The following is a 26,639-nucleotide window of genomic DNA, read 5'->3' as shown; positions in this document are numbered from 1 at the left end:
TATTGGAGAAAATACCAATTATAAAAAAAGGAAAAGGTAAAAAAGGAAGCCGAAGTATAAAGGATAAAGGATAAAATATCTTCACATTTCATACTTGAGCCTTTATACCTCATCCTTAATTACCATTACCTTTCCCTTAAAAGGCACGTCGCAAATTAATTCAATTTCTAACGAATCAAATCGAAGGAAATGTCAGTCTTAGAAGGAATATTGGTATTGCGATCGATATCCTCAAAGATAGCATTTACAACCCAAGTAAGTAGATTGATAGTACCTTGATAACCGATGGTAGCGTAGCGGTGTAGATTGTGGCGGTCCATGATAGGATAGCCGATACGAATCAAAGGAATCTTAGTATCGCGCTCTAAATACTTACCGTAGGAATTACCAATGATAAAGTCTACGGGTTCGGTGAACAGTAAAGAACTAATATGTTTACTATCAGGTAAAATAGATAAAATTGCTCGAAGGTATACTGTATGGACATTTGGGGATATGCTCGCGTTAGCACCGATGAACAAGCAGAGGATGAAGGAGCGCTGATTAAGCAAATGCGTCGTTTGCGGAGTGCGGGAGCCACCAAGTTGTATTATGACGTTGAAAGTCGTACTAGCGACAAACGTAAAGGGCTTTTACGGTTAATTGATGATATTCAGGCATTAAGAAAAGGTCAAGTATCCCAGTTATTATTTATTAGAATAGACCGTTTAACTTCATCATCAATAACCTTTTATAAATTGATGGATGCTTTAAAGAAAAAAAATATCGAACCAACTGCAATTGATGAGCCATTTGATATATCAAGTATTGGTGGAGAATTAACAATTGATGTCAGATTAGCAGCGAGTAAATATGAAGTAAAAATGTTAGGAATGCGAGTCAAAAAAGAACGAGATACTCGCAAAGCTAATAAAAAAGCTCATTGGAATGCTCCATTAGGATATACAGTTGATTCGGATAAATATCAAAGAGATAATAGTCCTTGTGTTTGTTTGATTGAACAACAAATTGAATTAACACGTTCTCAATTAATGCGATTAGTATTTGACACTTTTTTTCTAGTCGGTACAGTATCTCAAACAGCGAAAAAATTACACGATATTCTAGGAATTCAAGCAAATGCTGTTCCTCAATTCCACAACGATAAAATTAATATATTGGCAGAAGAAGACGAAATTATATTGGCAAATATCAATAAATCTCGTGGAAGCGGGTTAAATTTACGCTATCCCCATACAGGTTTAAAATGGTCAGTTTCCGGATTACGGTCAATTCTTGTCAATCCCGTGTATGCAGGAGGAACCCCTTATAACACAGTAGTTCGTTCCAAAGGACACCGTAAACCCTTTGACGAATGGGAAGTTGTCTGGGGAACCCACGATTCGGAAGCGATTATTACCCGTGAAGAACACGAACGCATCAAAACCATGATTCGTGGAAACCGTAATAACCGATGGGTTAGCGAACAAAAATATACTAATCCCTTTGCCAACTTAATTAAATGTGCTTATTGTGATGCAGCTTACAGTCGTCAGTGTAAGAAATTAGTCAAAAAACAGAATTTTATTCGACATCATTACCAATGTAGTTTTTATCGCACAGGTGCTTGTAGTAACGGTAAGATGATTTCTTCGGATAATTTAGAAAAGCAGGTGATTGAATATTTAGTTAAAGAAGCCGAAAAATTAGCAGTCTTAGCAGAACAAAAAACCAAAGTCATAGAAGAACCATCTCAAGTAAAAACCCTTAGAGCATCGTTAAATACTCTTGAAGCACTACCATCAAATTCCGCAATTGAAACAGCTAAGGAGGATATTAAAATGCAGATTGCTGATATTTTAGCCACTGTTACTAATAATTCCGTTCAATATTTGATTGCTAAAGAGCGAGTTATTCAAGCGTTTTCAAATCCTAAATTTTGGCAACAATTGCAGATAGAGGATAAAAAAGCTTTATTGCAAGGATGTATCAAAAAAATAGTCGTAAATGGCGATCGCGTTACAAAAATTGAATTACTACATCTTGTGAATTAAATCAGTTGACAGTGAAGTGTGTTCCCTGTGTCCTGTCAACTGTCAACTCATTATTAAGATGTTAATCAAAAGATTAAAACATTTAATTTTAATATTATTAATATCATTAATTTTAACAGGATTGCCGCCGGTTTTAGCAACACCTCCATTTATCAACTCTTTACCAACACAAAATTTAATTGAACAAGGTAAAAAATTTTATGAAATAGGAAGATTTGACAAAGCAATAGAATTATTAAAACAAGCAGTTTCAAAATATCAAGCCATAGCTTTAAGTAATCTCTCTTTAGGGTATCAAAAATTAGCACAATGGCAAAAAGCTGAAAAAACTATCAATCATTCACTTAGTTTATTGCAATCTTTACCAAAAAATAAAATCTCTAAGATTTATGCACAATCATTAGATGTTAAAGGAAAATTGCAATTTGCACAAGGAGAATTTGAAAATGCAATAACCACTTGGCAAGATGCTTACCTAATTTATAGTCATTTTTATCACGAATTGAACAAACCTCATATCACTAAATCACAAGCTTTACGTCATGCTCAATTAGCTTTATTAAACCAAGAAGAATATAGTATTCCTTATTTTTGGTCTTCTTTTATTTTGGTTGGAAATTGGCTCTAATAAGTACTCTTTAATCTCAATTATTTATTTTATTTATTCTTGTTTACAGTAGAAAGTCCCATTGATTTTAGTAACCGAGTAATATGATAGTTACTAATACTAATTCCTAGTTCTTTTGCTAAATGTTTTTTTAACCATTCTGCCGTCCATCTTTCAAATGCATAACCATATTCTCGCGGACTATTAATTACTAATTCTTGTAACCGTTGAATATATTTTTCGCTCACTATCTTAGGTCTTCCGATAGGAGAATCATCCCATTTATAAAACCGATTTGTTTTTAACATACAAATCCAGTGCCGGGCAGCCTCATGTGAACAACCTAGTTTTTTACATATATTTGTTTGAGATTCACCTGCATCCGCAAGTAGCATAATATGAATTCGACGACGAAATTCAGGACGTAAATTATATTCTAAACTTTTTTGCAATATCTGGCGTTGGGAAGATGTTAAATACAAACTTTTAGCTATCTTCATCGTTTCCTCCGTTGTCAGACAGTAGTTTTGATTGGGAAATGGTTGGTTTTTAGTTGAGCAATACCCAATTTTCATTGTTTGTTTTCCTTTCCTTTCCCACCCATGTCATTAGTTACTACGTCACTAAAACCATTTTTTCGCAAGCTAAAGCTGAATATTTTCAAAGTTATTCAAATTTAAAGATAATTTAAGAATATTTTAAGAATATTTTAATTTTCTCAAAAACATAATTAAGAGAATTATGTGATTTAAACTTGGAAAAATGTATTGACATTCACAGAATATAGTTTTAAATAAAAGAGAGTAAAGCCCTATAAAGCTCTAGCTCATCAGATAAATCTCTAGAGATATAAGTCAGCTTAATCTGAATATTGTGTGAAAGTTGAATTTATATTTTGAATAAGTAATTCGCCAGAAATCAACTGTTCGTAAAACTAACAAATAGTCGTCGGTACGGGAGCCGTACAACGGCTTCCGCGTAAGGAGGGCCGGCGTTCCCCGGTAAGTTTTATCCTGTTAAAGTTGGCTTTCTGAAGAATTTGCATCAATCATGTGTTTCTACGTAGTTTAGTAATTAATTGCGAATTAGTTTTAGAGAACTATTTGCATTGATTAGTTATTGTAATTGTTCATGACACATCATTAATGAGGGAAAAACAATGACAGAAAATCTAACATTAGAACAAGAATTACAACTTGAAGCAGTCGCAGAAGCAGAAGGCGAACAACCTAGTGCAACACAAGAGGCGATTTTTGAATCTACTCAACCAGTAGGTATCCAATTGACTCCAGAGCAACAAACTAGGTTAGAAATCCTCCAGCAACAAGAATCTGAAGCATTACAACCACCTCCAAGTCAAACACCAGGATTTGAACCAGATTTACAAGTACCCACAACTGATAGTACTATTTCTGGTTTGAATAGAATCATCGGTACTCCCAATGGTGAAACAATTATCGGTACTGATATAAACGATAATATTATCGCTCTGGGTGGCGATGACGAAATTTTTGGTCAAGCTGGAGATGACATTATTAGTGGTGGAGGTGAAAATGATGTTATCGAAGGAAATGCCGGAGTTGATCTGATTTTTGGAGACTATTCTGCTAGTGAAAATTCCAGCTTAATTGGAAGCGGTAATGATACTATTTATGGCAACGAGGGAGATGATATCCTTTATGGGCAAGACCGTGAAGATACTATTTATGGTGGAGATGGAAATGATTATGCTGAAGGTGGAGATGGTAACGATTTAGTTTATGGAAATCAAGGAGAAGATACTCTTTACGGTGATAGTTTTGAGGGAGAACCTTTTTCAACTGTCGGTGGTGATGATACTGTAATTGGTGGAGGTGGTAACGACAAAGTTTATGGTGGTAAGGGAAATGACATCCTAGAAGGAAATCAAGGAAGCGACGAACTTACTGGTGGACAAGGTAATGATGAACTTAAGGGTGGAAGAGGTAAGGATAAGTTAATTGGTACTGATACAGATTTTTTTGGTCGTTCAGAATTAGGATTTGGTTTTGGGGAGAGAGATACTTTAACTGGTGGTAGAGACAACGACACTTTTGTTTTAGGACTTGCTGAAGCTAACGGTAGAGATGAAAATGGGAATGATGTTGTGATTCAAGATGTAGTTCTCTATAACAATAGCAACATCGACAGCAATGGCATTGGGGATTATGCTTTAATTACTGATTTTGGTTTTGTTGGTGATGGTGTGATTCGTGGTGCCGATAAAATTCAATTAGCAGGTTCAGAGAGTATGTATTCTTTGGGTACATCTCCTATTGATAATATCTCTGGTACGGCAATATTTTTAAATGAAGGACAAAATACATCCGAATTAATTGCTCTTGTTCAGGAAATATCAGTTGAGACTCTGAGTCTAAATGATACTACTCAATTTGTTTTTGTCTAGTCTCTGGCACATTTTTATGGCGTTGTCTGACACTTTCAACTATCTTAAAGGTAAAAATAAGCAGCTTGTAGTATCATGCACTAACCCCTCTATTGTGACATTCACCCATCGGGTGCGGTTCATCGGGTAAGTCCTATCAATAAGAGTTTTCTAGTAATAAGTGATAAGCAAGTTAAATTGTGATTAATTATTACTAGAAAAATGGATTTTTCTCAATATAATCTATCTGCTTAATCCATCATACAAAAAAAGAAAAAAGAGGAGATACTTATGAGTGACGCAAATTTAACTGTTGATTTCGGTGAAGTAATTCAAACACCAACAATTTTTCCTGACGAACAAGGTAAAGTTGAAGTTACTATTACCAATCAAGGAAATACAGATTTTAACGCACCTTTAGACCTAAAACTTTATGCTTCTACCGATAAAGTATTAGATTTAAATAATCTCAACAAAATAGACGATGTAAGTGCAGATGGAAATGATTTGCTCAAAGGTACTGATGAACTTTTAGGTACTCTTAAACAAGACAACATTACTCTAGCTCCCGGAGAATTTCAAACTTTAACTATCGATTTCGCAGGGTCTGATTTTCGCACTGCTAGTGTTGTTTCTCCAGGTTTATATTATCTATTTGCAGAGGTAGAACCGGGTAATGAAGATACTGGAAGCATAATTTCAGACGCTGAATTAATTACTCAAGGTGACGCTGTTATTCAATGGAATTCGATTCTCTTAAACACCATCCAAGCTACTGGAAAAGATGGTGGTGATGGAACTCCACCCCCATTAGCAGCACATCAACAAGCAATTGTTCACCAAGCAATTTATGATGCTGTTTTGCAAGCACCAGATGCATCTGACGAAGCTGCGGTAGTGGGAGCAGCTTCTGAAACTTTAATTGATTTGTTTCCTACACAAGCATCTACAATTCAAAGCTTACGAAACGATTTTCTTGAAGCAATTCCTGATAGTGAAGCAAAGGACAATGGGTTTGAACTAGGAAAACAAGCTGCTGACAACATAATCAACGAACGTCAAAATGATGGTTCAGCAACCGCACAAGTACCCTTTACACCGGGAAATGGTATAGGTGATTGGCAATTTACTTTTAGTGATGGTGACACCACAGATCAAATACCCGGTTTTGTAGACGAAGCATTATTCCCAGATTGGGGAGGAGTGACTCCATTTGTCTTGGAAAGCGGTAATCAATTTCGTCCCAATACATTTCCGCAATACAACAGTCCTTTTTACGCGACACAGCTAAATCAAGTCAAGGAATTGGGTGCAGAAAATAGTACCACTCGTAACGCAGACCAAACTGAAATCGCCCTATTTTGGGCTTATGACCGTAATGATTCATTTAGACCACCTGGTCAGTGGAATCAAATTGCTCAAGAGGTGGCATTAGATAAAGGTAACTCTTTAGAAGATAATGCCAAGTTATTTGCAGTGTTAAATACTGGTTTAGCTGATGCAGGGATTGCAGCATGGGACGCAAAGTATGTCTACGAACAACTTCGTCCCATAACTGCAATTCGAGAAGCCGACGCAGATAATAATCCGAATACTATTGCTGATCCAAATTGGGAACCTTTATTAGATACTCCTCCATTTCCCGATTACATATCCGGACATTCTGTTTTTGGTGGTGCAGCTAGTGCTATTCTGGCTGGCTTTTTTGGCGATAATACCAGTTTTGAGATTCCTTCTCAAGAATTACCAGGTGTTTCTCGTTCATATGGTAGTTTTTCCCAAGCTGCTGATGAAAATGCTGATAGTCGTCTTTTTGGTGGAGTTCATATTAACGCTGCAAATGTAGATGGTGTCAGTGTCGGTGAAAATATCGGTAATTTTGTGTTTGATAACTTTGGTTAATTAATATTCCTTTTCCCTTGTAGAATCTGTTTCACCTAAATTGCGATCGCCTCCCTTGCACTACGCGATCGCAATTTGGATAACAGGAAAATAATATTTATTCCCATACTTTGATGATTCTGTCAATACTTACTCCTGAATTAATCTATAATATCATGTTGACCGGGAAACGCCGGTTACGCGGAAGCCGTTGCACAGTTCCCGTACCGACGACTGGTAATGGGTAATTGTTAAGTATTCCCCAGCTAACTTGATTACAAGTGTTTAACCGGACATGATGTAACCATAAAAAAATAGAGACGTTGCAATATCACGTCTCTATATAATTTTTCCGGCTCTTCCGTACTTAGCGTGCTAAATTGGCTGAAAAATAATCTTGAAACCTTTGCTGGTATTTGCTTACAGCCATTATTAACTTCAAAACACCTTTTCAAGCTGAGATTTAGACCATAACTGCTTGTAAGCCTTGATTTTAAACAAAATTATCGACCTTCATGAAAAATTAAGCACGTTATGTACGAAAGAGCCATGTTTTTCTATCACCTTGATATAACTTTTCTATCGCTTGTGGATCATCTTTTTGCAGTTGTTCTACTGCTGCTGGATACAATTGTATTATTTTTTGGACAATTGGCTCTGCTGGAGCAGGTGGCTTGCACGCTTCTAGGGGAACGCACATTGGTGGGCATCCTGGAATCAAACATCGATTTTCCGGAGTCGGGGTATCTTCTCCTAACACCAATTCTCCGCCGAATACAATTGTTCCACCCATAACTAATAAATTTACTAATCCGAGCAATGGCGATCGCCATACTCTTAGGGATAACAAAGATTGATTTTGAGTCATATTTTTCGCAGGATTATTCTGTATAAACATAGATGTACCTCGTCGATGTATTGAGTATTTTTTTATGAGTAATAAATGCTTGCTAAACGATAAAGTTTTCAGTGAAAGTCACCTCTCCCTTGAGTACCTTAATAGTAAAATGCTCTCCCGGTTCAGCAGTCAAATCTAACTGGATATGCTGATTGGCTTCTTTAGTTTTTGTATCTATTATTGGTTGTTGTTCCTCATCTAATAATATTAATTGTAGGTTGGCAGGTAGGTAAATTTGACTGGAAGCAGGCTTGAGTTCGACAACAATATTAATATTTGATTTCAATTCTGAAGTGATTGTCACAATCAAAGCTATCAATTCACCTTTGTGTCCTAATTCTAACAGCTTACAACGCTGCAAATGATTTATTTTTAATTTACTTCTAAAAGCGAAAGCAGGCTGATTTACTTGTTTACCTAAAATTTCTGTAGTCTCCCAACCAGTTTCAAAAATATTTCTCAACCATTGACTTAGATTTACTAATGGTCTAAGTTTATCGAGGTATGCGGGCAAATCTTCAAGAGAATTCAATTTATCTATAGATAAAACCCCGCTTAATTGTTTATTTGCCGTAAATCCTCGTAATATAGCTTGTTTATCTTCTCGATCAATCTCAACTATTAAATAGCCGATTTTTTCCAAACCAATCAAAGGAGGAATCGAACAAGTTAAAGTCCCTGATTGAATTGGACGACATTCTAAACTCCCTTTACCAGTTATCCATAAATCTGCTACATCTTCAACTAAACGTACCGCAGAATTCCAACTATCCCCGGCTGTGAGATTAGTGGGAATCCCCAGAATACGTAAATAGTTATTCACAGCACATACAGCAATAGTATTGAGATAAACCTGTTGTGCTTTCCTAGGAATTGACTGCTCTTGAGCAAATTGCTCTGCTATCTGTAAAATCTCTGATGTTAGTGGTACCGGAATTGACCAATCCTCAGTTGGAAATTGGTTATTTTTATTCATGACACTGGGTTTTTCGGGTTTGTTTAGTGCCGCTACAAACAATATCTGATTTCTTCTATATAACCTTGAGATAAACCGAATTCCCTTAACAGAGGCAAGCATTTACGATTGTAAAATTTAGGTAAATCTTTTGCTTCTTGTGGATTTAGTTTAAATTCTAAGGCAATGGTTTGCCAAGAAGGTGTATCTGGAGGAAGTCGTCGTAAAATTAAAGTCTGAGCGTTGATTTCGGGACGTTTTCGGAAACAAATATTGCGTAATCGTTCATTTGAATCATTCTGCACCCATGAAATGGTTTTTTGCCAAATTTCCATCACTGATTCAATGTCTGGAGGGGCTACTATACCATCTATAGGGTTAATTATGATTCCTTGTTCTGTTTGTATTGCTGTAATAAACCGTCGTTGCTGTCTATTTTTACCGTCTCGCATTCTCCTCAATCGTTTTTTTAGTTCATCATCAAGCCAAACAATCGGACTTTTAATCTCAGGGTTATATTCTTCCGAATGTTCGCAACAATATTCCCACATTTCTTGGAGAGCATCATTATAGTACCATGTATGTTCTTTCCACAGTTTGCCAGATTTCATCACTAATAAATACACCTCAGCCAAAATTTGCTGACGCTCCAAACTTTTAGGTGGTAACTGTTGAACAGATGCAATCAGCTCTCGCAATTTTAAATCTAACTGATTCATAAAATCATATACGAAAATGTTTTACAATACCCTCAAAGCGTCAAGCATTAAATCAGTTATCAATCCCCGAACTTGCTGTATGCTCAGAGATAAGATAGGGAGCATATCAATAGATAACTGTTTACTGTTCACTGTATGTCATAAAGGACACCCTTCACTAACACTCTTAAAACGCTTATAGATAATTCGCTTAATTTGGGGCTTGTTATGATAACCCATCAAAATACACTTTCGTATTTTATGATTCCGCAACAGCTTCAAAAATGATTACGATGATTGATTCTGTTTTTTCCTCCATATCTGGTTTGTAAGGATAATATTATAACTGTACTGTTAACTGATAACTGACCGATGAGAAAATTAGTTGTACTTAAACTCGATGGTAATTTGGAAACGGGAGTCCGAGTCAGACTCGAAATTGGGTGTGAAAATGCACGTCCAACCATAGAAGTTACTTGTAGTTTACCTGCTACACCACAGATGGTAACAGCAATAGAACAATGGTATTCTATGTCTGGAAATTTAAGTAAACTGACTCGTATTAAAGTTAATAGAATTGTTTACGGTTCCCTCTCTCAAAATAGACAAGATTGTTATCAAAAAGCCTGTGAATTACGTAATTGTTTTAATCAATGGCTTCAGAGCGAATCATTTCGTCTCGCTCGCGAAAAATTGTTAAAATATTTGATGCCATCCGATGAAATACGAGTTTTAATTAGTACCGACTCCATACAATTGAAAAAACTTCCTTGGCATTTATGGGATTTAATTGACCGTGATTATCCCAAAGCAGAAGTTACTTTAAGTGCTGATAATTTAGAACAAATATCTGTACCGCAAACATCTATCTATAGGAATAAAATTAAGATTTTAGCAATTTTAGGTAATAGTGATGGAATTGATATTAATCAAGATAAACAATTGTTAGAAAATTTAAATAATGCCAATACAACCTTTTTAGTCCAACCTAGACCACAAGATATAAGCGAACAACTGTGGAACCAAAATTGGAATATTTTATTTTTTGCAGGTCATAGTCACAGCGAAGCAGATACAGGGAGAATATATCTGAATGGAGAAGATAGTTTGACCATTGCACAACTACGCTATGCTTTGAGAAATGCTGTGAGTAACGGTTTACAACTAGCAATTTTTAATTCTTGCGATGGATTGGGATTGGTACCGGAATTACAGGATTTGCATATTGGACAAATAATTGTCATGAAAGAACCCGTACCGGATTTTGTGGCTCAACAATTTTTAAAGGATTTTCTGATCACTTTTTCTGGAGGGGAGTCTATATATAACGCTGTTCGTACAGCTAGAGAACAACTACAAGGATTAGAAGCCGAATATCCCGGTGCTAGTTGGCTACCTATAATATGTGAGCATCCTACAATCAAACCAATGCAATGGAAGCAATCAACTAACTTACCCTTCAAAAGTTGGAGAACATTGCTATTAACCACTTTACTCATTACAACTTTGGTAATGGGAGTCCGACGACTGGGAATTTTGCAAAAATGGGAATTGCAAACTTACGACCAACTAATGCGATCGCGATTTGATCAACCACCCGATCAAAGATTATTAGTGGTAGGAATAAAAGAAACAGATTTTGGACTAGCCGAGCAGCAGAATAGAAAAGGGTCTTTAGCCGATAGTGCATTAAATAAATTATTCACAAAACTTGAACCTCATCAACCACGAGTCATCGGATTGGATATCTTTAGAGATTTTCCCGTAAACCCCGAACAACAACAATTAAAAACTCGTCTTTCGCCGAAATTAAATTAGCTCCTGGAATCAATTCAGAATGGTCAGAAATTTTAGAATCTATCGGTTTAGGAAAAATTGCTCAAGTACAACTAACTAACTGCTGTGAATTTTCTCCCACCAGCAATCACTAATCGCGCCTACGTACATTAAAGTATTATGGGTTACTTAATCAATAATTAATGGTTATACTGCTATGAATAGGTTGAAAAGATTCGGATATATCACTTAATCTGTATCCTCCAATTCTCACAAAATGGCGTAATGCCGGAGGCATCATGCTTTGCATATCGCCCTCCACACAAAAACTTTTTCGTTAACTCTCAACTGTCAACTATTCCCTGATTGCATAATTCTAATTCCCTCACCTCTATATAGAAATAGTAAATGATGAATTGCTATATAGATAATTAATTACCATGAGCGTTTTAGATTTCCCTCGCTTACATTTTCAGGGTTTAGCCCGCATTCACGCTCCTACTGGATATAAAAACGGTTTAATCGATTTGGGTGATAATACTTGTTATATGAATGGTCTTCCGTTCAATGAACACCATAAAGCGAATGAGTATCATCAATACCTTTATAATTTAGGACCAAAATTTAACGCTGAAGGCAAGTTAGATGAAAATGGTGCTTTTAGTAAAGCTATGGGTTGGGATTTTGGTGGAAATGGTCATTTTTCTATTGATGCCAAAATTATCAGTACACAAAGGGAATTTGGTAAAGTTGACATTGATGACTCAGTTATCGGACGCAGTGTTGATTTTTGGGGTGATTATAACGAGTATGTGAAAACTACTGTCAATCGTGCCAGAATATTTGAATGTGACCCCGCTTCTAATTGGACGAATACAATTATGTTGGGTCAGTTAGCTTTTGGTAGATTGGGTGATTCCAATCAAGTTCCTTATATGGTAACTGCTCCCATAGAGGGATATTTATTAGCTCGTTGGCAAGATTTTAATTATATTCGCGAGTTACCGGAGCATTGTTTAAATGATGAATTTGCAAAAGCTGCTGTATATCAGTTTGCGATTTCTAAAGATGCACAAGATTTTCTTTGGAATGATCAGGTAAATATATCTCCTACGGTTTCCATGTTACGGGAAGCCATGGAGCGAGACGATGTTTTAGGTTTGGTGGTGCAGTTTAGTATTAGTAATATGTCCGCACCAATGCAACCGGATGCTCCCAGTTTTTGGGAATTACATGGAACTATCGGTTTATGGTGTAAGGATGAATTGAAAACTTATCCAAATGGAAGGTTATTAACTCCAACAGAATCTCAAGCAATGGGGAATATGTCCTTAAATTTAACTCCCCAAGGTATTAGTTTAAATATGATTACGGCTGTTCCTTGTGTAGGGCGATCGCGATATGCAAAGCATGATGCCTCCCGCATTACGCCAATTGCTGAAAATGGACTGCACCAGATTTTCTCGAAGTTGGATTTGGGTGATTTAGAATTACGCACGGTTGATAGTTATAGATTAATTGGGAAGATATCTAAGGAAGCATATCAAAAGGAAGCTCATCAGTTAACTAGTGGTTTGGTAGATATTCCTTATTATGAAAATTGGCAAGATTTACGCTCTGAAGTTGAAAATCAAGGTTTGTGTATTATTGGTACGATTGATAATCAAAGAAAGATTTTATTACAAGAGCAAGAAATTAATCTTCAGGTAGATGATGCTTGTTTATTTATTGAATTTCCCAATTTTAAGCAAGGGGAAGACCATGCTGTTGAATTAGAAGTCCGTTCTTTTGTTAGAGGTTGTCCCCAAGCTGTGGAATCAGTTTATTTAAATCAATTTTATAATCCTAGAGCTTTTCCTCAATTACGTTATCAATTTGAACAAAATCAAGATAATTTTGATAAAACTTTCCACTATCCCCGTAATTGTGAAATGCAAATCGTCGGATTAAAGCCAGGGAAGATTTTAGATAAAGGAGAATTCAGTTCAAGTTGCGAAATTTCTACTAATAAAGAAGGACGGGGTTGGTTTACTTTAAGAGGTGCCAAACCTGGAACTACTAAAGTATTAATATCTAGTTCCTTAAACCAAATACCTTGTAACCCAAACGATTTAGATGAAGCAGAAATTGCTTACGATAATTACAATAAATTGGGATTTTGGAATGGTGTTGGCTTCCTTGCTGTCAGAGTAATGGGTGATGATTGGCATTTAGATGAAATTCCCCAAAAAGATGTAGATTTCAACTTAATTTACCAACATATTTTAGCTTTCTACGAAGCCAGTTTTTCCTTTATGAAAGCCGAAGTTTTTAGTTTAGCCGATAAATGTAAAGTCGCTACCTATGCTCGTTTAATGTGGCAGATGTCCGACCCCAAAAATAAACATAAAACATATTATATGCCCCCTACCAGAGATATGTCAGAAGCTAAATCAAAATTATTACTTAAATTCCTGCAAAATCAACAGCAAATTGGTTATATTCCCACACCGGAACAGAAGCCGGAACCTCAAAAAAAACAATATCAAATTCAAACCCGCGAACAATTAGTTACAGCTTTAAAGCAAGCAGCAGAATTAGAAATTGCTGTGATGCTGCAATATATTTACGCGGGATATTCCGTTCCCAACTACGTCACCGGGGAAGAATATGTCCGTCGGGGATTATGGACACCTGAACAACTGCATTTAGCTTGTGGTGATGGTAAAGAAGTTGATAATTATGGAATGCGGGGAGTATTAATCGAAATCGCTCGCGAAGAAATGATTCATTTTCTCCTAGTTAATAACATCTTAATGGCAATTGGTGAACCATTTTATCCCGCAGTTCCTGATTTTAAACAACTCAACGCCAAATTTCCTATAGATATCGACTTTGCTCTCGAACCATTAAATGCTTTATCACTACAGTATTTTATGCGTTTGGAAATGCCCGACTTCCTCGCCGAAACCCTTGATAATCAACCTATTCCGACACCGGAACAGTTACATACATACGGTTCCTTAAGTGAACTATACGGTCAAATCCGTACTGGATTACAAAATATTTCCGACTTATTTACCGTAAATAAAGATAACGTTGGTGGAGAACATCGTTTATTTATGCGCGACAACTTGAATAAAGCCCACCCAGATTATCAAATGCAAGTTTACGACTTGAAAAGTGCCTTATTTGCAGTAGATGTCATCGTCGAACATGGAGAAGGAAGCGAAATAGAAACTGAAAAATTTGCGCGATCGCACTATCAAAAATTCCGCAATTTAGCAGATGCGCTTTCCCTAGAACAAATTAATCAATCCCAGAAAGGAAAAAAAAGAACTTGGAATCCTTCTTACCCATCCGTTCGTAATCCCAGCTTAAATTATCAAGATTGTAATAGTAACGTCGTTACCGTTCCCCAAACTAGAACAGTTATGGAAATATTTAACGAAAGTTACTTTCTAATGATGCAGTTGATGGTACAACACTTCGGTTCCAATCCCAAAGGTAGTTTACGACGTTCCAAATTAATGAACGCCAGCATCGATGTAATGACAGGAATGATGCGTCCCTTGGGAGAACTATTAATGACCTTACCCTCCGGAAAACGCGGTCGAACAGCAGGTCCCTCCTTTGAGATACCCACACCGGAATATATTCCCAACCCAGAAATTGCCGCCTCTACAATATCTCGTAAATTCGAGGATTTAGCAAAACGTTCTCATAATTGCGAAGTGATTCCCGATGCAGTTTCTGAAATGTTTGATTTTTATTGTAATTTTTTTGAGGAATTAAGGAAAAGTGAGGAATGATTTTTTCAAACGCAAAGGAGCGCAAAGGTAAGCGCAGAGGAACGCAGAGTATTTTTTTAAAACAAACACAAAACATATAAAGAATAAGGAATTATCTTCTCCTTGTCCCCCCATCCAATTAACCATGAAAAACATCAAAACAGAAGTCTTAATAGTAGGTGGCGGACCCGTCGGTATGGCAATGGCAGCCGAATTACGCTATCAAGGAATAGATTGCATTCTGATCGAAAAAACAGATGGAGTTGTTCGCGACCCCAAGGTAAGTACTGTAGGATATCGTTCGATGGAATTCTGCCGTCGTTGGGGAATTTCTCAACAAATTAGAAATGCTGGTTGGGATAAAAACCACACTTTAGATGTGGCTTGGGTAACTACTGTCGGAGGACATGAAATCTTCCGCGTTCATTTACCATCCTATGCACAACGCACTCCACCAGATTACGCTCCTGAAACTGAACAGGTATGTCCTCAACATTGGTTTGCTCCAGAATTTATTAATTACCTCGGTCAATATCCCGAAGGTTGCATCAAACTACTTGCCCAATTAGAAGATTTTTACTGTTCCGGTGACGGAATAGTTGCTAAAATCACAAATCTATCTAGTGGAAACACTGAAACTATCCACGCTTCTTATATGGTCGCTAGTGATGGCGCTCGTGCTAATATTCGTAAACAATGCGGTGTTGATGCAGTTCAATATCACGACACCCAGATGTTTCAAAGCGTTGTTTTCCAAGCTCCGGAATTAGCATCTCAACTCGGTTCTAAAAATGCAATGGTTTTCTTCTTGGTAAATCCCACAATTCAAGAACCTTTACGCGCTGTCGATGGAAAAGGACAATATCGCTTAATTTTAAAACCCCAAGAAAATGGTGAAATTCACGATGCTTATACAGCAATCAAAGCTGCTATCTCTATAGATACTCCCATAGAAATTATCTCAAATGTTCCTTGGCGTTTAACTCATCGAGTTGCAGAAAAATTCCGTTACGGACGCATCTTTTTTATCGGTGATTGCGCTCATACACTTTCCCCATCCGGTGGTTTTGGGATGAATACCGGCATCGGTGATGCAGTAGACCTCGGTTGGAAACTCGCTGCTACTATTAAAGGTTGGGCAGGTGAAAATTTACTCGATACTTACGAAATCGAACGTCGTCCCATTGCTGTGAGAAATCTCGAAGCCGCAAATGCTAATTTACAACGTACTCAAAAACGCAGTATACCTCCTGAAATTGCTAGCGATTCCCCTCAAGGAGAAGCAATTCGTAAACAAATGGCTTTATCTATGGAAACAAGTGGAGTCAAAAAAGAATTTGATGCTCCTGGAGTTCACCTCGGTTTTCGTTATCAATCGCCCATTGTAATTCCCGATGACTTAGTTCCTCAAAATGGCGTTGCGCGTTCGCGCAGCGTGTCCGTAGGCGAAGCCGCCCTGAAAGGGCTAGGACTCAGCGTCAAGCCTCCGGCTTATCGTGAATGGACTCAAAGTAGTTATCCCGGTTGTCGCGCTCCTCATGCTTGGTTAAAACCTGGATTATCAACTTTGGATTTATTCGGTCATGGATTTACGTTGATGTGTTTTAGCTCAAATTCAAATCCAGGAATTGAAAAATTACAACTCTGTTGTCAGCAAAAACAAGTTCCTCTAACAACTCATCATATAGATAATCCCGACATTGCCAAACTTTACGAACGTGCTTTTGTCTTGGTTAGACCAGATGGACACGTCGCTTGGAGAGGTGATGAAATACCTGCTGATGTGGAGATGATAATTGATCTCCTCAGAGGACAATTAAATTAATTCGTAATTTGTAATTAAGCTGGTACCCGATGGCTATCTAAGGCAAATCCTTTAGAGTAAGATTTTTTGGGTGATTTTTGAGATTTGGTTTCAGTTTTCTTTGGAAGTTTAGTAATGATTTCTTCGTAAGTACAACCATTTACAGCCATCGGTAGTGAATAAGTTTCAATCCAGACTCTGGCACCGCATTTTGTTTGAGGATTCTCGTATTCGTAAACGATGGTACAAGGACCCGGAATTACAACTCTACTTGAATAAATATTCTTATTCCTGGATTTAACGCTGATTACTGGCGCGAATTCACCATCATCCATTTTCTTACCTATTAACTGACGATTAATATGAACAAAGCTTTGAGCGGGAGTTTTAACTTTATTCCAGGTCGAGTTGGGCCCATGAGATGCTGTTTTTATTTTGGGTAAACCATCTACTACAGGCATTACCCAAGTTTTACCAATTTTATAAGCTCCATAAACTCTATTTTTAGCGATTAGATGTCTCAATCTTCGAGGAGAAATATTCAACAATTTTGCTGCTTCTGTTGTTCCAATCATTTTTGATTACCAAATCACCCTATGAGTAAATACTACTATACCGATGACGGAATATCTCAACTTTTTAAATTTTCTTTACAAAAAGAAAATTTATATTCCCCCTTAAATGCTTCTTATCTGCATATTAAGTCTATATTTATACTTAATGCTTTCGTATTGTTGAATCAGTTAACTGTCCACTGAGATGAAACTCTATTACGCACCGGCTTCGTCGTATTCCCAACGGGTATTAATTGCTTTGTACGAAAAACAGATAGATTTCACACCTGTTGAAGTAAATCTGTTTGATGTAGAATCAAGAACGCAATATTTACAGATAAACCGCTTTGGTAAAATTCCCACCTTAATAACGGATGATGGGGAAGTACTTTTAGAAGCAAACATTATTATTGAATATCTTGATGGATCTGATGGCAATATTCCCTTGATTCCTCAAGATATGAAACTGGCTTTAGAAATGCGAATGCTCGAACGTATCGTAGATGTATATATCAACGGTGGAAGAGAAGCATTATTTAAAGATAGTCAACGTCCGTTGGAGGAACGAGGAAACAAAGAAGTTATCAAAGCCAAGGGATTATTGGAAGAAGCTTGTAATTTATTAAATGAAAAACTGGCTAATCGTACCTGGTTAGTGGGTAAAGATTTTACATTAGCTGATTGTGCTGCTGCTCCGACTCTTTCTTATCTACGGATTGTTTATAATTATGAGCATTTAGAGAATTTGACGGCTTATTTTAAACGGTTGGAAGAAAAAGCATCTGTAGCGAGGGTTTTTCACGAAGGACGCGAACAGATGATGCAAATGTTATCTACATTAAAATATCCTGTAAATACCCATCTTTGAAATTAATGGAGTCTACGATAATTCCTGGAAATATGGCAAGATAATCAACGTGGTTGATCAACTAAGTAAAATATGTAATGTCTAACTTACCAGAATTTATCAAGTTTCTTTATCAAGAATATCGCCATCTCAATTCGGGTTCCTTGGCTAGCTATATTCCCGAACTAACTAAAGCCAATCCAAACTGGTTTGCGATTTCCGTTGTCACCAAAGAAGGAGAAATTTTTGAAATTGGAGATAGCCAAGAAAATTTTACGATTCAATCTATATCTAAAGTTTTTGTCTATGGTATGGCATTGGAAGATTGCGATCGCGAAACGTTGTTGGAAAAAATTGGTGTGGAACCAACTGGTGATCCGTTCAATTCAGTAATCCGTTTGGATGAAAACTCTAAACGTCCGGATAACCCGATGGTTAATGCTGGAGCGATTGCTACTGCTGGTTTAATTAAAGGTGCCAATGCTACTGAAAAGCTGAATCGAATGTTAGATATGTTCCGCCGCTATATCGGTCATGATGTATTTATCAACGCACCTGTATTTATGTCGGAACGAGCTACCGGACATCGCAATCGAGCCTTAGCCAATTTACTGCTGAATTTTGGAATTATTGAAAACAATATTGAAGAAATTCTTGACCTCTATTTTCAACAATGTTCTTTGGTTGTTAATTGTCATGATTTGGCAGTGATGGCTGCAACTTTGGCAAATCGAGGTGTTAATCCCATAACCAAAGAACAAGGAATAAAACCTTGTTATATCAGAGATATTTTAAGTGTAATGTACACTTGTGGAATGTACAATTATGCTGGCGAATGGGCTTATCGAGTCGGAATTCCGGCAAAAAGCGGAGTTTCTGGGGGAATAATTGGTGTAATCCCCGACAGTGCTGGTATTGCTGTCTTTTCTCCTTTGATTGACTCTAGGGGTAATAGTATTAGAGGAATGAAAGTATTTGAAGCTTTATCTGATAAATTCAATCTTCATTTATTTGATTATCCATTACCAAAATGTTCTTTTCTAGATATTTCTGAAAATCGAATTGAATCAATACCTAAAAAAATAGAGTTTATATTTGATAAAACTAAACCGTTGTAATTTCAAATTGGTAAAGCTGTAACTTCAGAAATAGCCTCAAGCATTAATATACAATTAATTTAAATCAGTGAACAGTGAAGCGCGCAGCGTGACGCGGTAGCCTCATACAGTGAACAGTAAACACGGGCCTATGGTGTTCTATTTAAACCAATACAGAAGACGCGCTCCCACCTTATCTGGGGACTAGCCCTTTCCCAAATATAAACGTGACTGATAACTGATAACTGTTAATAATTTAACCCTTATTTGTGAATCTTTGATCATTTGGTATTGTTATAAACAAATCTCATCACTTGCAATACATCTCTACATCAGTCGTATCGCTTTTTATCTGCATAAGTTAAATAAACTTGCAAATATCACCTAATGTCATCAACCAGAAGCAACAAACTGACTGCATAAGTTAAATCAAATAACATCTATATCCTAATAACGCATTTCTCACAAACAATAAGGAATTTGGAGTCAGTAGTGAGTAGTGAGTAATGTGAAAATTAATCGATCACTCAAGGCTTACCACTTACTTGTGAGAAATCCAGGTAATAACGCAGAAACACAGTAAAAACATCAAAAATCTCATAAAAATTTAAGAACTATGCTCAATAATTTTCGCAAAACATTTATTTTAGTGGCTGTAGTTGCAACTTTATCAACTGGTTGCAAGTATAGCAAACAATACCAAAAACTATCAGAAGCTGGGGATAAATATACGATTGCTGTTGACGAATTATTAAATAAAGCTAGCGAGCTACAAATCGATTTAAGCTCTGAGAAATTATTACTCAATGACAGAATCTCAAATCAAACTTTGACTGATTATGAAGATTCTAAAAAACGAGACCGAGAAATGCTGGTTGTTATTGAAGATATTAGCGAGCATAATAGACTGTTAACAGCTTATTTTAGTACATTGAGAGAACTTGCTCATTCTGATACACCGGAAATAACAAAAGAAAAAATAGAAGATATTGCAACCAACCTTGAAACTATCGGTATTAAACTTCAGAAAAATAGTTTATTTCCCGGTAAAAGCGTACTGGGAAATATAGGTAAGCTGATTGTTCATTCTAAAATTAATGGTGTACTAAGAGAAGAATTGGAACAACGCAATCCATTAATTCTTAAAGAACTGACAATTCAACAAGAGATGCTCAAAGCACTTGGAGAAATAATGAACAATAATATTAATGAGTTACAAAACCAACGAGAGCAACTTCTTGTGATTCTTCCCTTGACAGAGAAACAGCCTATTTCTCATGAGTTACTATCACAATGGACTCAAACAAGAAAGAAAATGTTTTTAATGAATCGACAAGTTAGAGAGTTAAATCAAGCAAGTTTTGCTTTAGAAGGTTTTAAAGAAATTTATCAAGCCTCAGTCGAAGGAAAAGTTAAATCTCAAAGCCTTAATGATGCTTTAAAAGATATCGATTATTTTTTAGCTCTGCTAGGTAAATAAAAACTCAAACACAAATTAACAATTAAAATACAAGGAAAATTACAGATATGAGAACTACTACTAATTTACTTCCAAAAATGAGAGAACAAGTATCAAAACTTTACTCACCGGAAGTTCAAATTAAAATTGAACAAGAAAGAGATGAAGCAAAGAAAAAAGCTTTTGTCACCCAGCGAAAATATTATGACGATTATCTTCATCAATTAGAAATACAGAATCTACAAGGTATTTTAGAAAAAATGAAACCTTTAGAAGCAGAATTAAACCGAGCTATCCAATCTTTAGATAATTCAATACAAAGTGTGAATAATGCAGTGAATATTATTAGTGGGATTCAAAGTGTTTCCAGTATTGTTGCTCGAATTGTTCCGATTTTTTAGTTTTTTGAAAAATTAACTGATGATTTCACATTGTTTGAGACGTAGCACTGCTACGTCTCTACATTTGTATGAATTAACTCTCTTGATTAGATTTCTCTGTATTCTTTTTCGGTGTATTTTCTGAACTACCCAAGCCTCTGTCAACTCCTGGAGAACCCCTATCAACCCCTGGAGAACGAGAAGAATCATCAGCTTTTTGGTCTTCTGTATTAGCTTTCTTTGGTTCTTGATTTTCTTGATTCATGTTGAAAGTAAAATGTTACATCTATTTTTCAGCAAGCCAAGTTAAATAGTGGATGACTTTTAACAAAATTCATATCCTCCCTAAGAGGTAATTTTACTTAAGAAAATGGGGTATTCACAAAATAAATCTCAAACAGAACCTGACTATATAAACTGATTTGGCTGTTCATGGCATATACCTCCCGGACAGCCAACAGTAAGAAAGTTGCTAAAAAACTGCATCAGTTAATTTGACTTACATCTATTACTAAGCAGTTAAAAAACTTACTTGTTGCGACGTTTTAATTAAGACTTGGATCAAATATCGATACTTTAATCACGAACTGTAGAGGTTGCAATGACTAATATCGTAGTGAATGATAACCATCCCGATACTAAAAAGCTTGTAATCAAATGTTTAGAAACAGCAGGATTTGAAGTTAAGAATGTAGAAAACGGTCTGTGCGTTGAGCTAGCACCAGATAAACTCTCAATTTATTCTGAAAATAAACAATCGAATCGCGATTGCTCTATATTTCCACCGATTCCTCGACTAAATCCAACTTTTCAGTTTATCGAACTAAATTATCATCAAAATATTCGTTTAAAAGAAGTAGCTCAAGCAGTCGGTTATTCTTCAGCGTATTTGACCGATTTAGTCAGACGGATGACAGGAAAAACCGTCAATGATTGGATTATCGAACGCAGAATAGCCCAAGCAAGACGCTTGCTTTTAGAAACCAAAGATTCTATCGAACAAATAGCTTTGCAAGTAGGCTATCAAAATATCAATCATTTTTACTGCCAATTTCGCGATCGCCATCAAAATACTCCTCGTTGTTGGAGAGAAGCACAGCGTAGAAAAACTTACAATATAAACCTTTAAGTAGTTCCCAGCCTCAAAACTGGGAACCGGATTACATAATAAAATTAATCAGATGATATAGCAATCCGAATTGAGATGTGAGAAAATACGTAGATTGAAAGTTAGGAATAGAGATTATACATAAATTTCTCACAAGTCATTTAGGATTGGTATAGTTGATCAAGTACTCTTCATAACTAATGTACCGACACTCTAGTGGTCCATTGCATTAAATTTGATGGGCAACGCGCTCGTTACAACCAGCGTTCGCGTAGCGTCGCTGGTGCTTCCGAGCGAGCGAGACGTATGCCCCTCCGGGGCATACCGAAAAGCTTGCTGATGGCTAGCGAGCGGGACGCTCGCACTACAAATATTTAACTCAGCAAAACTAATGCAATCGACTACTAGTAGTCCTTTTCATTAATTTGGTATCTGTCTGAGATAAAATATACATAAACATATTTCTTCAGAAATTGATAATAATTATTTACGTCCTCCACCAGGAAAATGAACCCTAATTTTCTGGTTTTCCTTTTCTTTTTGGATTTCAAGATGTTTTTTGGAAGCTGATTGAATTAATTCTTGAAATTTTTCGTGACTAATACCTAAAATATGCTTTGTTTTTACAGGGTATTTTTGGATATAATCAAACACAATACACATTTTCAATTACAGAGTGGTAGACTGCTAATTTTACTTTCTAGCATTTTTTTGTGTCTATATTATATTTTGGACGGGTCTATTCAATCTGCATAAGCTTCCATCAGCTGCATCTATAACAAAATAGTTGAAACACATTTACACTATGTATTTCAGCATTAACGATAATTAAGTAATTATATCAACTAACAATAGTACCCTCTTAGGTACTAAAAAATTTTTCGTAATCTTGTTAGTTACAGTTGATTGTTTACTTAGTAAAGAAAACCAATTTAAATTATCAAGGAATAAATCGTGAGCAATCAAAATTGTCGAGAATTCGGTCCTGAAACTAATTTAGAACGTCAGAAATCCTCTTTCTGTATCCGTCAAGAAGCCGCTCAAGTTGCTTTTCATAGGGATATAGCCGCACATATATGCAATGGGGAAGAACAAGACTATCGAAACGAAGATGGCTGTCCTAACTTTATTGCCAATTTCTCTAAAGGGTTAGTACATAACTATTTAGGTGAAGTAGACCCCAATGGTTATACAGCATTTATCGCAGCCCTCAAGAGTGGTAAACCCGCAGATTTTGAAGCAATCCCTCTGGGTGGTCTTCGCAAGTTCACCAACCCCCAAGCAGGACTCGCTTTTGATCTTCAAGGATCGGATAGCCATGCTTTAGCAATACGTCCTGCACCTCGTATTGATTCTGCTGAAAACTCCGCAGAGATGACAGAACTCTACTGGATGGCACTTCTACGGGACATCGATTTTAGTTTATATAATTACAATCCCCAGGTTGCAGAAGCAGCAGCAGATTTATCCAGCTTATCCGACTTTCGTGGAGCCAAAGTCAAGCGTCAAACCAAAGAAGGTGTTGTTCACGAAGTTACACCACAAAGCCTGTTCCGGGGAATTGTTGACGGTGATTTGGTCGGTCCTTACGTTTCCCAATTCATGCTGAAGGATATTCCCTACGGTTCGCTGACTATTTCTCAAAAACAGAAAACCGTCTTGCCTGGAATCAATTACATGACTGATTATGATTCTTGGTTGCACGTCCAAAATGGAGGGTTAACGGGTTCAGATATTTTTGATTCCACACCTCGCTATATGCGTAATCTGCGAGATTTAGGTCAGTATGTACACGTAGATGCTTTGTACGAAGCTCACCTAAATGCTTGTTTGATACTGTTGGGAATGAAGGCTCCTGTAGATGAAGGAAACCTTTATAAGAAAGCGAAGACTCAAATAGGTTTTGGCACTTTTGGCGGTCCTCATATTCTCAGTTTGGTGACAGAGGTTGCAACCCGCGCTCTCAAAGCAATGTGGTTTCAGAAGTGGTTTGTACACCGTCGCTTGCGCCCCGAAACATTTGGTGGAAGGGTTCATAACCATCTCAGCGAATGTGCAAAATATCCAATTAATTCGGAACTATTTAATTCCCCTGTTTTACAGAGGGTTTTCAGCCAGTACGGCAACTATTTGCTACCAATGGCATATCCTGAAGGTTCTCCCACACATCCGTCTTATGGTTCCGGACACGCAACTGTAGCAGGTGCTTGTGTCACGATTCTTAAGGCTTGGTTTGATGAGTCTTGGGTAATTCCTAACCCTGTAGTTCCGAATCAAGATGGTACTGAGTTGGTTAGCTACAGCGGTACTGATGCAGCAACTATGACAGTTGGTGGTGAGTTGAACAAACTTGCTTCTAACATTGCGATCGCTCGTAATGGTGCTGGGGTTCACTGGCTTACCGACTACACAGAATCGATTAAACTGGGCGAACAAGTGGCGATTGATATTCTTCAAGAGCAAGCACTGACTTATAACGAAGACAGTTACTTTGAACTCACAAAATTTGATGGTACTAAAATCAAAATTTCTCGTGCAGGAGTAGAAACAATTTAGTAGTCTTTTTGATTAATTCTAATTGGTTCGTTTTCCCCATAGCTTAGTGAGACGTAGCAGTGCTACGTCTCTACAATCCCTCGAAATGAATGCAAAGAACTACTATTTCAGGAGTGTGAATAATGTTAAGCAAAGTATCAGAAAGCAAAATGCACGCTGTGAGATGGATACTTGTAATTGGTTGGTTAATTTTAATTGTTTCTTTGTTTTACGACCCCATAACCCACATTCTCACTGACCCTAATAATCTCGCATCTCCTCTACGCGATAATCACGAATGTATCCTTGTCCAAGGTGATAGATGTGTTCCTGAAAAAGCTTATCCAATTGGCACAAGAATTTTTTGGGGAATGATACTTCCTGCTGCTGTTTTTATTGTATTTGTGTTTGGTCATGAAACTTGGCGACGGATTTGTCCTCTCTACTTTCTTTCGCAAATTCCCCGTGCTTTGGGTTTAAAACCACGGTTAAATATTGAAAATAATCAATGGTTAATTCGCAACCATTTTTATTTACAGTTTTTTCTGTTATTTCTAGGTTTAAATAGCCGCATTCTATTTATTAATTCGACAAGATGGGTTCTTGGTTTATTTTTAATTGCGACTATTTTATCTGCCATCACAGTAGTGTTTCTTTATGGAGGTCGTAGTTGGTGTCATTATGTCTGTCCTTTTGGTGCTGTACAAACTGTGTTTACGGGACCTCGTGGTTTATTAGGAAGTAGCGCCCATCAAGCACCAGCAAAAAGTATTACTCAGTCTATGTGTAGAACTGTAGATAAGTCAACTGGTCAAGAGAAAAGTGCTTGTATTGGTTGTAAATCACCTTGTATGGATATTGATTCTGAAAAGGCTTATTGGAACCAATTACAAAAGCCGGGACGAAAATTTCTTCAATACGGTTATCTTGGATTGGCAATTGGTTACTTTATTTATTACAGATTGTATTCTGGTAACTTCGATTATTACTTTTCTGGTGTTTGGACTTACGATAATTCATTGTTCGCTCTTTGGAAGCCAGGTTTTTATATTAATAATCAGTCGATTGCAATTCCAAAGATTGCTGCTGTGCCGCTAACTTTAGGATTAAGCATAATTGTCTGCTATTACAGTTGTCACAAGCTAGAGAAAGTTTATCGGGGTTATTTAAAACATAAATATCCCGAAATTAGTTCCCAACAAGTATTGCACCGGGTATTTACGATTATTACTTTTTTGGCTTTTAATGCGTTCTTTGTTTATGGCGGAAGACCGGAAATTCTGCGCTTACCAATGGTATTACAATTATTATTTAATGGGCTGATAGTTTTGGTTAGCACTATCTGGTTGGTTCGTAATTGGAAACGTAGTGCCGAACAATATCAAAAGGAAAGTTTAACTCATAGTTTTCGCCGTCAATTGCAAAGATTACCAATTAATATTGAGCAATTTTTAAATGGACGTTCATTAGATAAGTTGAAAGCAGATGAATTGTTTATTTTAGCAGAAATATTACCGCAATTTTCCGAACGAGGTCGGCACTATGTATATAGATGGATGTTGGAAGAAGCTTTAGCGGAAAAATGTACATCCTCCGAGCAAAGTTTGGCATATCTAACATCAATACGTCAAAGATTAGGATTAGAAGATGAAGAACACTACCAAATTTTATCTGCTATTAGTAGCGAACGTCCGGAACTTATTTATCCTCAGCAATCAGAAAAAACAACGGAAACACAAACATTACCTACAAAGCTGAAAAAACTTCAGGAACCACCAAATTCGGGTTGTGCGGAAACACAAATTCGGCGTAAAAAACGTTAAGTCTTTATAA

General features: G+C 36.7%; 23 protein-coding genes. 15 read left to right on the top strand and 8 right to left on the bottom strand.

Going from position 1 to position 26,639, the window contains the following annotated elements:
- Window positions 1–167: 167 nt before the first annotated feature.
- Window positions 168–521, bottom strand: a complete 354-nt coding sequence (locus tag IQ247_RS14970) for a nitrogenase component 1 (protein WP_228059757.1) — start codon at window positions 519–521, stop codon at window positions 168–170.
- Here IQ247_RS14970 and xisF point away from each other — a divergent pair.
- Both xisF and IQ247_RS14960 read left to right on the top strand, forming a co-directional pair.
- Complete coding sequence (xisF, locus tag IQ247_RS14965) at window positions 480–2,033, top strand: fdxN element excision recombinase XisF (protein WP_193921250.1); 1,554 nt, start codon at window positions 480–482, stop codon at window positions 2,031–2,033. The genes IQ247_RS14970 and xisF overlap by 42 nt on opposite strands.
- Before the next feature lie 58 nt (window positions 2,034–2,091).
- Entirely contained in the window at window positions 2,092–2,661 is a 570-nt protein-coding gene (locus IQ247_RS14960) for a tetratricopeptide repeat protein (RefSeq protein ID WP_193921248.1), read from the top strand.
- A 29-nt stretch (window positions 2,662–2,690) separates the two neighbouring features.
- On the opposite strand, the gene IQ247_RS14955 is transcribed toward IQ247_RS14960, so the two are convergent.
- Complete coding sequence (locus IQ247_RS14955; RefSeq protein ID WP_228059756.1) at window positions 2,691–3,215, bottom strand: helix-turn-helix domain-containing protein; 525 nt, start codon at window positions 3,213–3,215, stop codon at window positions 2,691–2,693.
- Between the two features lie 584 nt (window positions 3,216–3,799).
- On the opposite strand from IQ247_RS14955, the gene IQ247_RS14950 reads away from it, so the two are divergent.
- Together IQ247_RS14950 and IQ247_RS14945 are read left to right on the top strand one after the other, a co-directional pair.
- Window positions 3,800–5,065 carry a calcium-binding protein gene (locus tag IQ247_RS14950; RefSeq protein WP_193921246.1) on the top strand — a complete coding sequence of 422 codons (1,266 nt, stop codon included), beginning with the start codon at window positions 3,800–3,802 and terminating at the stop codon, window positions 5,063–5,065.
- A 270-nt stretch (window positions 5,066–5,335) separates the two neighbouring features.
- Window positions 5,336–6,946: a vanadium-dependent haloperoxidase gene (locus tag IQ247_RS14945; RefSeq protein WP_193921244.1), complete on the top strand. Its 1,611-nt coding sequence runs from the start codon at window positions 5,336–5,338 to the stop codon at window positions 6,944–6,946.
- Between the two features lie 511 nt (window positions 6,947–7,457).
- Here IQ247_RS14945 and IQ247_RS14940 read toward each other — a convergent pair.
- The 3 genes from IQ247_RS14940 to IQ247_RS14930 are packed head-to-tail and all read right to left on the bottom strand — an operon-like array spanning window position 7,458 to window position 9,497.
- The gene (locus tag IQ247_RS14940) at window positions 7,458–7,823 is read right to left on the bottom strand and encodes a hypothetical protein (protein ID WP_228059755.1); all 366 of its coding nucleotides are present in this window, start codon (window positions 7,821–7,823) and stop codon (window positions 7,458–7,460) included.
- 52 nt (window positions 7,824–7,875) lie between these two features.
- Window positions 7,876–8,799, bottom strand: coding sequence for a DUF1822 family protein (locus tag IQ247_RS14935; protein WP_193921240.1), 924 nt, complete (start codon window positions 8,797–8,799; stop codon window positions 7,876–7,878).
- A gap of 32 nt (window positions 8,800–8,831) precedes the next feature.
- Window positions 8,832–9,497, bottom strand: a complete 666-nt coding sequence (locus IQ247_RS14930; RefSeq protein ID WP_193921238.1) for a sigma-70 family RNA polymerase sigma factor — start codon at window positions 9,495–9,497, stop codon at window positions 8,832–8,834.
- A 351-nt stretch (window positions 9,498–9,848) separates the two neighbouring features.
- On the opposite strand from IQ247_RS14930, the gene IQ247_RS14925 reads away from it, so the two are divergent.
- From IQ247_RS14925 to IQ247_RS14915, 3 genes are all read left to right on the top strand, one after another.
- The gene (locus tag IQ247_RS14925) at window positions 9,849–11,294 is read left to right on the top strand and encodes a CHASE2 domain-containing protein (protein WP_193921236.1); all 1,446 of its coding nucleotides are present in this window, start codon (window positions 9,849–9,851) and stop codon (window positions 11,292–11,294) included.
- Between the two features lie 398 nt (window positions 11,295–11,692).
- A complete protein-coding gene (locus tag IQ247_RS14920; RefSeq protein ID WP_193921234.1) occupies window positions 11,693–15,043 on the top strand; it encodes a ferritin-like domain-containing protein in 3,351 nt (1,116 codons plus the stop codon).
- A 124-nt stretch (window positions 15,044–15,167) separates the two neighbouring features.
- The gene (locus IQ247_RS14915) at window positions 15,168–16,847 is read left to right on the top strand and encodes an FAD-dependent monooxygenase (protein WP_193921232.1); all 1,680 of its coding nucleotides are present in this window, start codon (window positions 15,168–15,170) and stop codon (window positions 16,845–16,847) included.
- Between the two features lie 14 nt (window positions 16,848–16,861).
- Here the strand turns inward: IQ247_RS14915 and IQ247_RS14910 are convergent, their stop codons facing one another.
- Window positions 16,862–17,401, bottom strand: coding sequence for a helix-turn-helix domain-containing protein (locus tag IQ247_RS14910; RefSeq protein ID WP_193921231.1), 540 nt, complete (start codon window positions 17,399–17,401; stop codon window positions 16,862–16,864).
- Between the two features lie 184 nt (window positions 17,402–17,585).
- Here IQ247_RS14910 and IQ247_RS14905 point away from each other — a divergent pair, with 184 nt between their 5' ends.
- The 4 genes from IQ247_RS14905 to IQ247_RS14890 all read left to right on the top strand — a co-directional run bounded on the left by IQ247_RS14905 (window position 17,586) and on the right by IQ247_RS14890 (window position 21,184).
- On the top strand, window positions 17,586–18,248 hold the full coding sequence (locus IQ247_RS14905; RefSeq protein ID WP_193921230.1) for a glutathione S-transferase family protein: 663 nt from the start codon (window positions 17,586–17,588) through the stop codon (window positions 18,246–18,248).
- A gap of 77 nt (window positions 18,249–18,325) precedes the next feature.
- On the top strand, window positions 18,326–19,345 hold the full coding sequence (gene glsA / locus IQ247_RS14900; RefSeq protein WP_193921229.1) for a glutaminase A: 1,020 nt from the start codon (window positions 18,326–18,328) through the stop codon (window positions 19,343–19,345).
- Between the two features lie 595 nt (window positions 19,346–19,940).
- Entirely contained in the window at window positions 19,941–20,804 is an 864-nt protein-coding gene (locus IQ247_RS14895) for a hypothetical protein (protein WP_193921228.1), read from the top strand.
- Between the two features lie 47 nt (window positions 20,805–20,851).
- Window positions 20,852–21,184 carry a hypothetical protein gene (locus tag IQ247_RS14890; RefSeq protein ID WP_193921227.1) on the top strand — a complete coding sequence of 111 codons (333 nt, stop codon included), beginning with the start codon at window positions 20,852–20,854 and terminating at the stop codon, window positions 21,182–21,184.
- Between the two features lie 73 nt (window positions 21,185–21,257).
- Here the strand turns inward: IQ247_RS14890 and IQ247_RS14885 are convergent, their stop codons facing one another.
- Window positions 21,258–21,428, bottom strand: coding sequence for a hypothetical protein (locus IQ247_RS14885; RefSeq protein ID WP_193921225.1), 171 nt, complete (start codon window positions 21,426–21,428; stop codon window positions 21,258–21,260).
- A gap of 336 nt (window positions 21,429–21,764) precedes the next feature.
- Here IQ247_RS14885 and IQ247_RS14880 point away from each other — a divergent pair, with 336 nt between their 5' ends.
- Both IQ247_RS14880 and IQ247_RS14875 read left to right on the top strand, forming a co-directional pair.
- Complete coding sequence (locus IQ247_RS14880; RefSeq protein ID WP_193921223.1) at window positions 21,765–22,292, top strand: helix-turn-helix domain-containing protein; 528 nt, start codon at window positions 21,765–21,767, stop codon at window positions 22,290–22,292.
- A gap of 195 nt (window positions 22,293–22,487) precedes the next feature.
- On the top strand, window positions 22,488–22,649 hold the full coding sequence (locus IQ247_RS14875) for a hypothetical protein (protein ID WP_193921221.1): 162 nt from the start codon (window positions 22,488–22,490) through the stop codon (window positions 22,647–22,649).
- 105 nt (window positions 22,650–22,754) lie between these two features.
- Here the strand turns inward: IQ247_RS14875 and IQ247_RS14870 are convergent, their stop codons facing one another.
- A complete protein-coding gene (locus IQ247_RS14870; protein ID WP_193921219.1) occupies window positions 22,755–22,934 on the bottom strand; it encodes a hypothetical protein in 180 nt (59 codons plus the stop codon).
- 291 nt (window positions 22,935–23,225) lie between these two features.
- Between IQ247_RS14870 and IQ247_RS14865 the strand changes: the two genes are divergently transcribed.
- The gene (locus IQ247_RS14865; RefSeq protein ID WP_228059754.1) at window positions 23,226–24,827 is read left to right on the top strand and encodes a vanadium-dependent haloperoxidase; all 1,602 of its coding nucleotides are present in this window, start codon (window positions 23,226–23,228) and stop codon (window positions 24,825–24,827) included.
- A gap of 122 nt (window positions 24,828–24,949) precedes the next feature.
- Window positions 24,950–26,629 carry a 4Fe-4S binding protein gene (locus IQ247_RS14860; RefSeq protein ID WP_193921217.1) on the top strand — a complete coding sequence of 560 codons (1,680 nt, stop codon included), beginning with the start codon at window positions 24,950–24,952 and terminating at the stop codon, window positions 26,627–26,629.
- Window positions 26,630–26,639: the final 10 nt, after the last annotated feature.

The organism is Plectonema cf. radiosum LEGE 06105 (assembly GCF_015207665.1).
GTDB classification, from domain to species: domain Bacteria; phylum Cyanobacteriota; class Cyanobacteriia; order Cyanobacteriales; family Nostocaceae; genus Rivularia; species Rivularia radiosa_A.
Note: the sequence above shows the minus strand (reverse complement) of the source record. Positions and strands in the feature narration are given on the sequence as shown.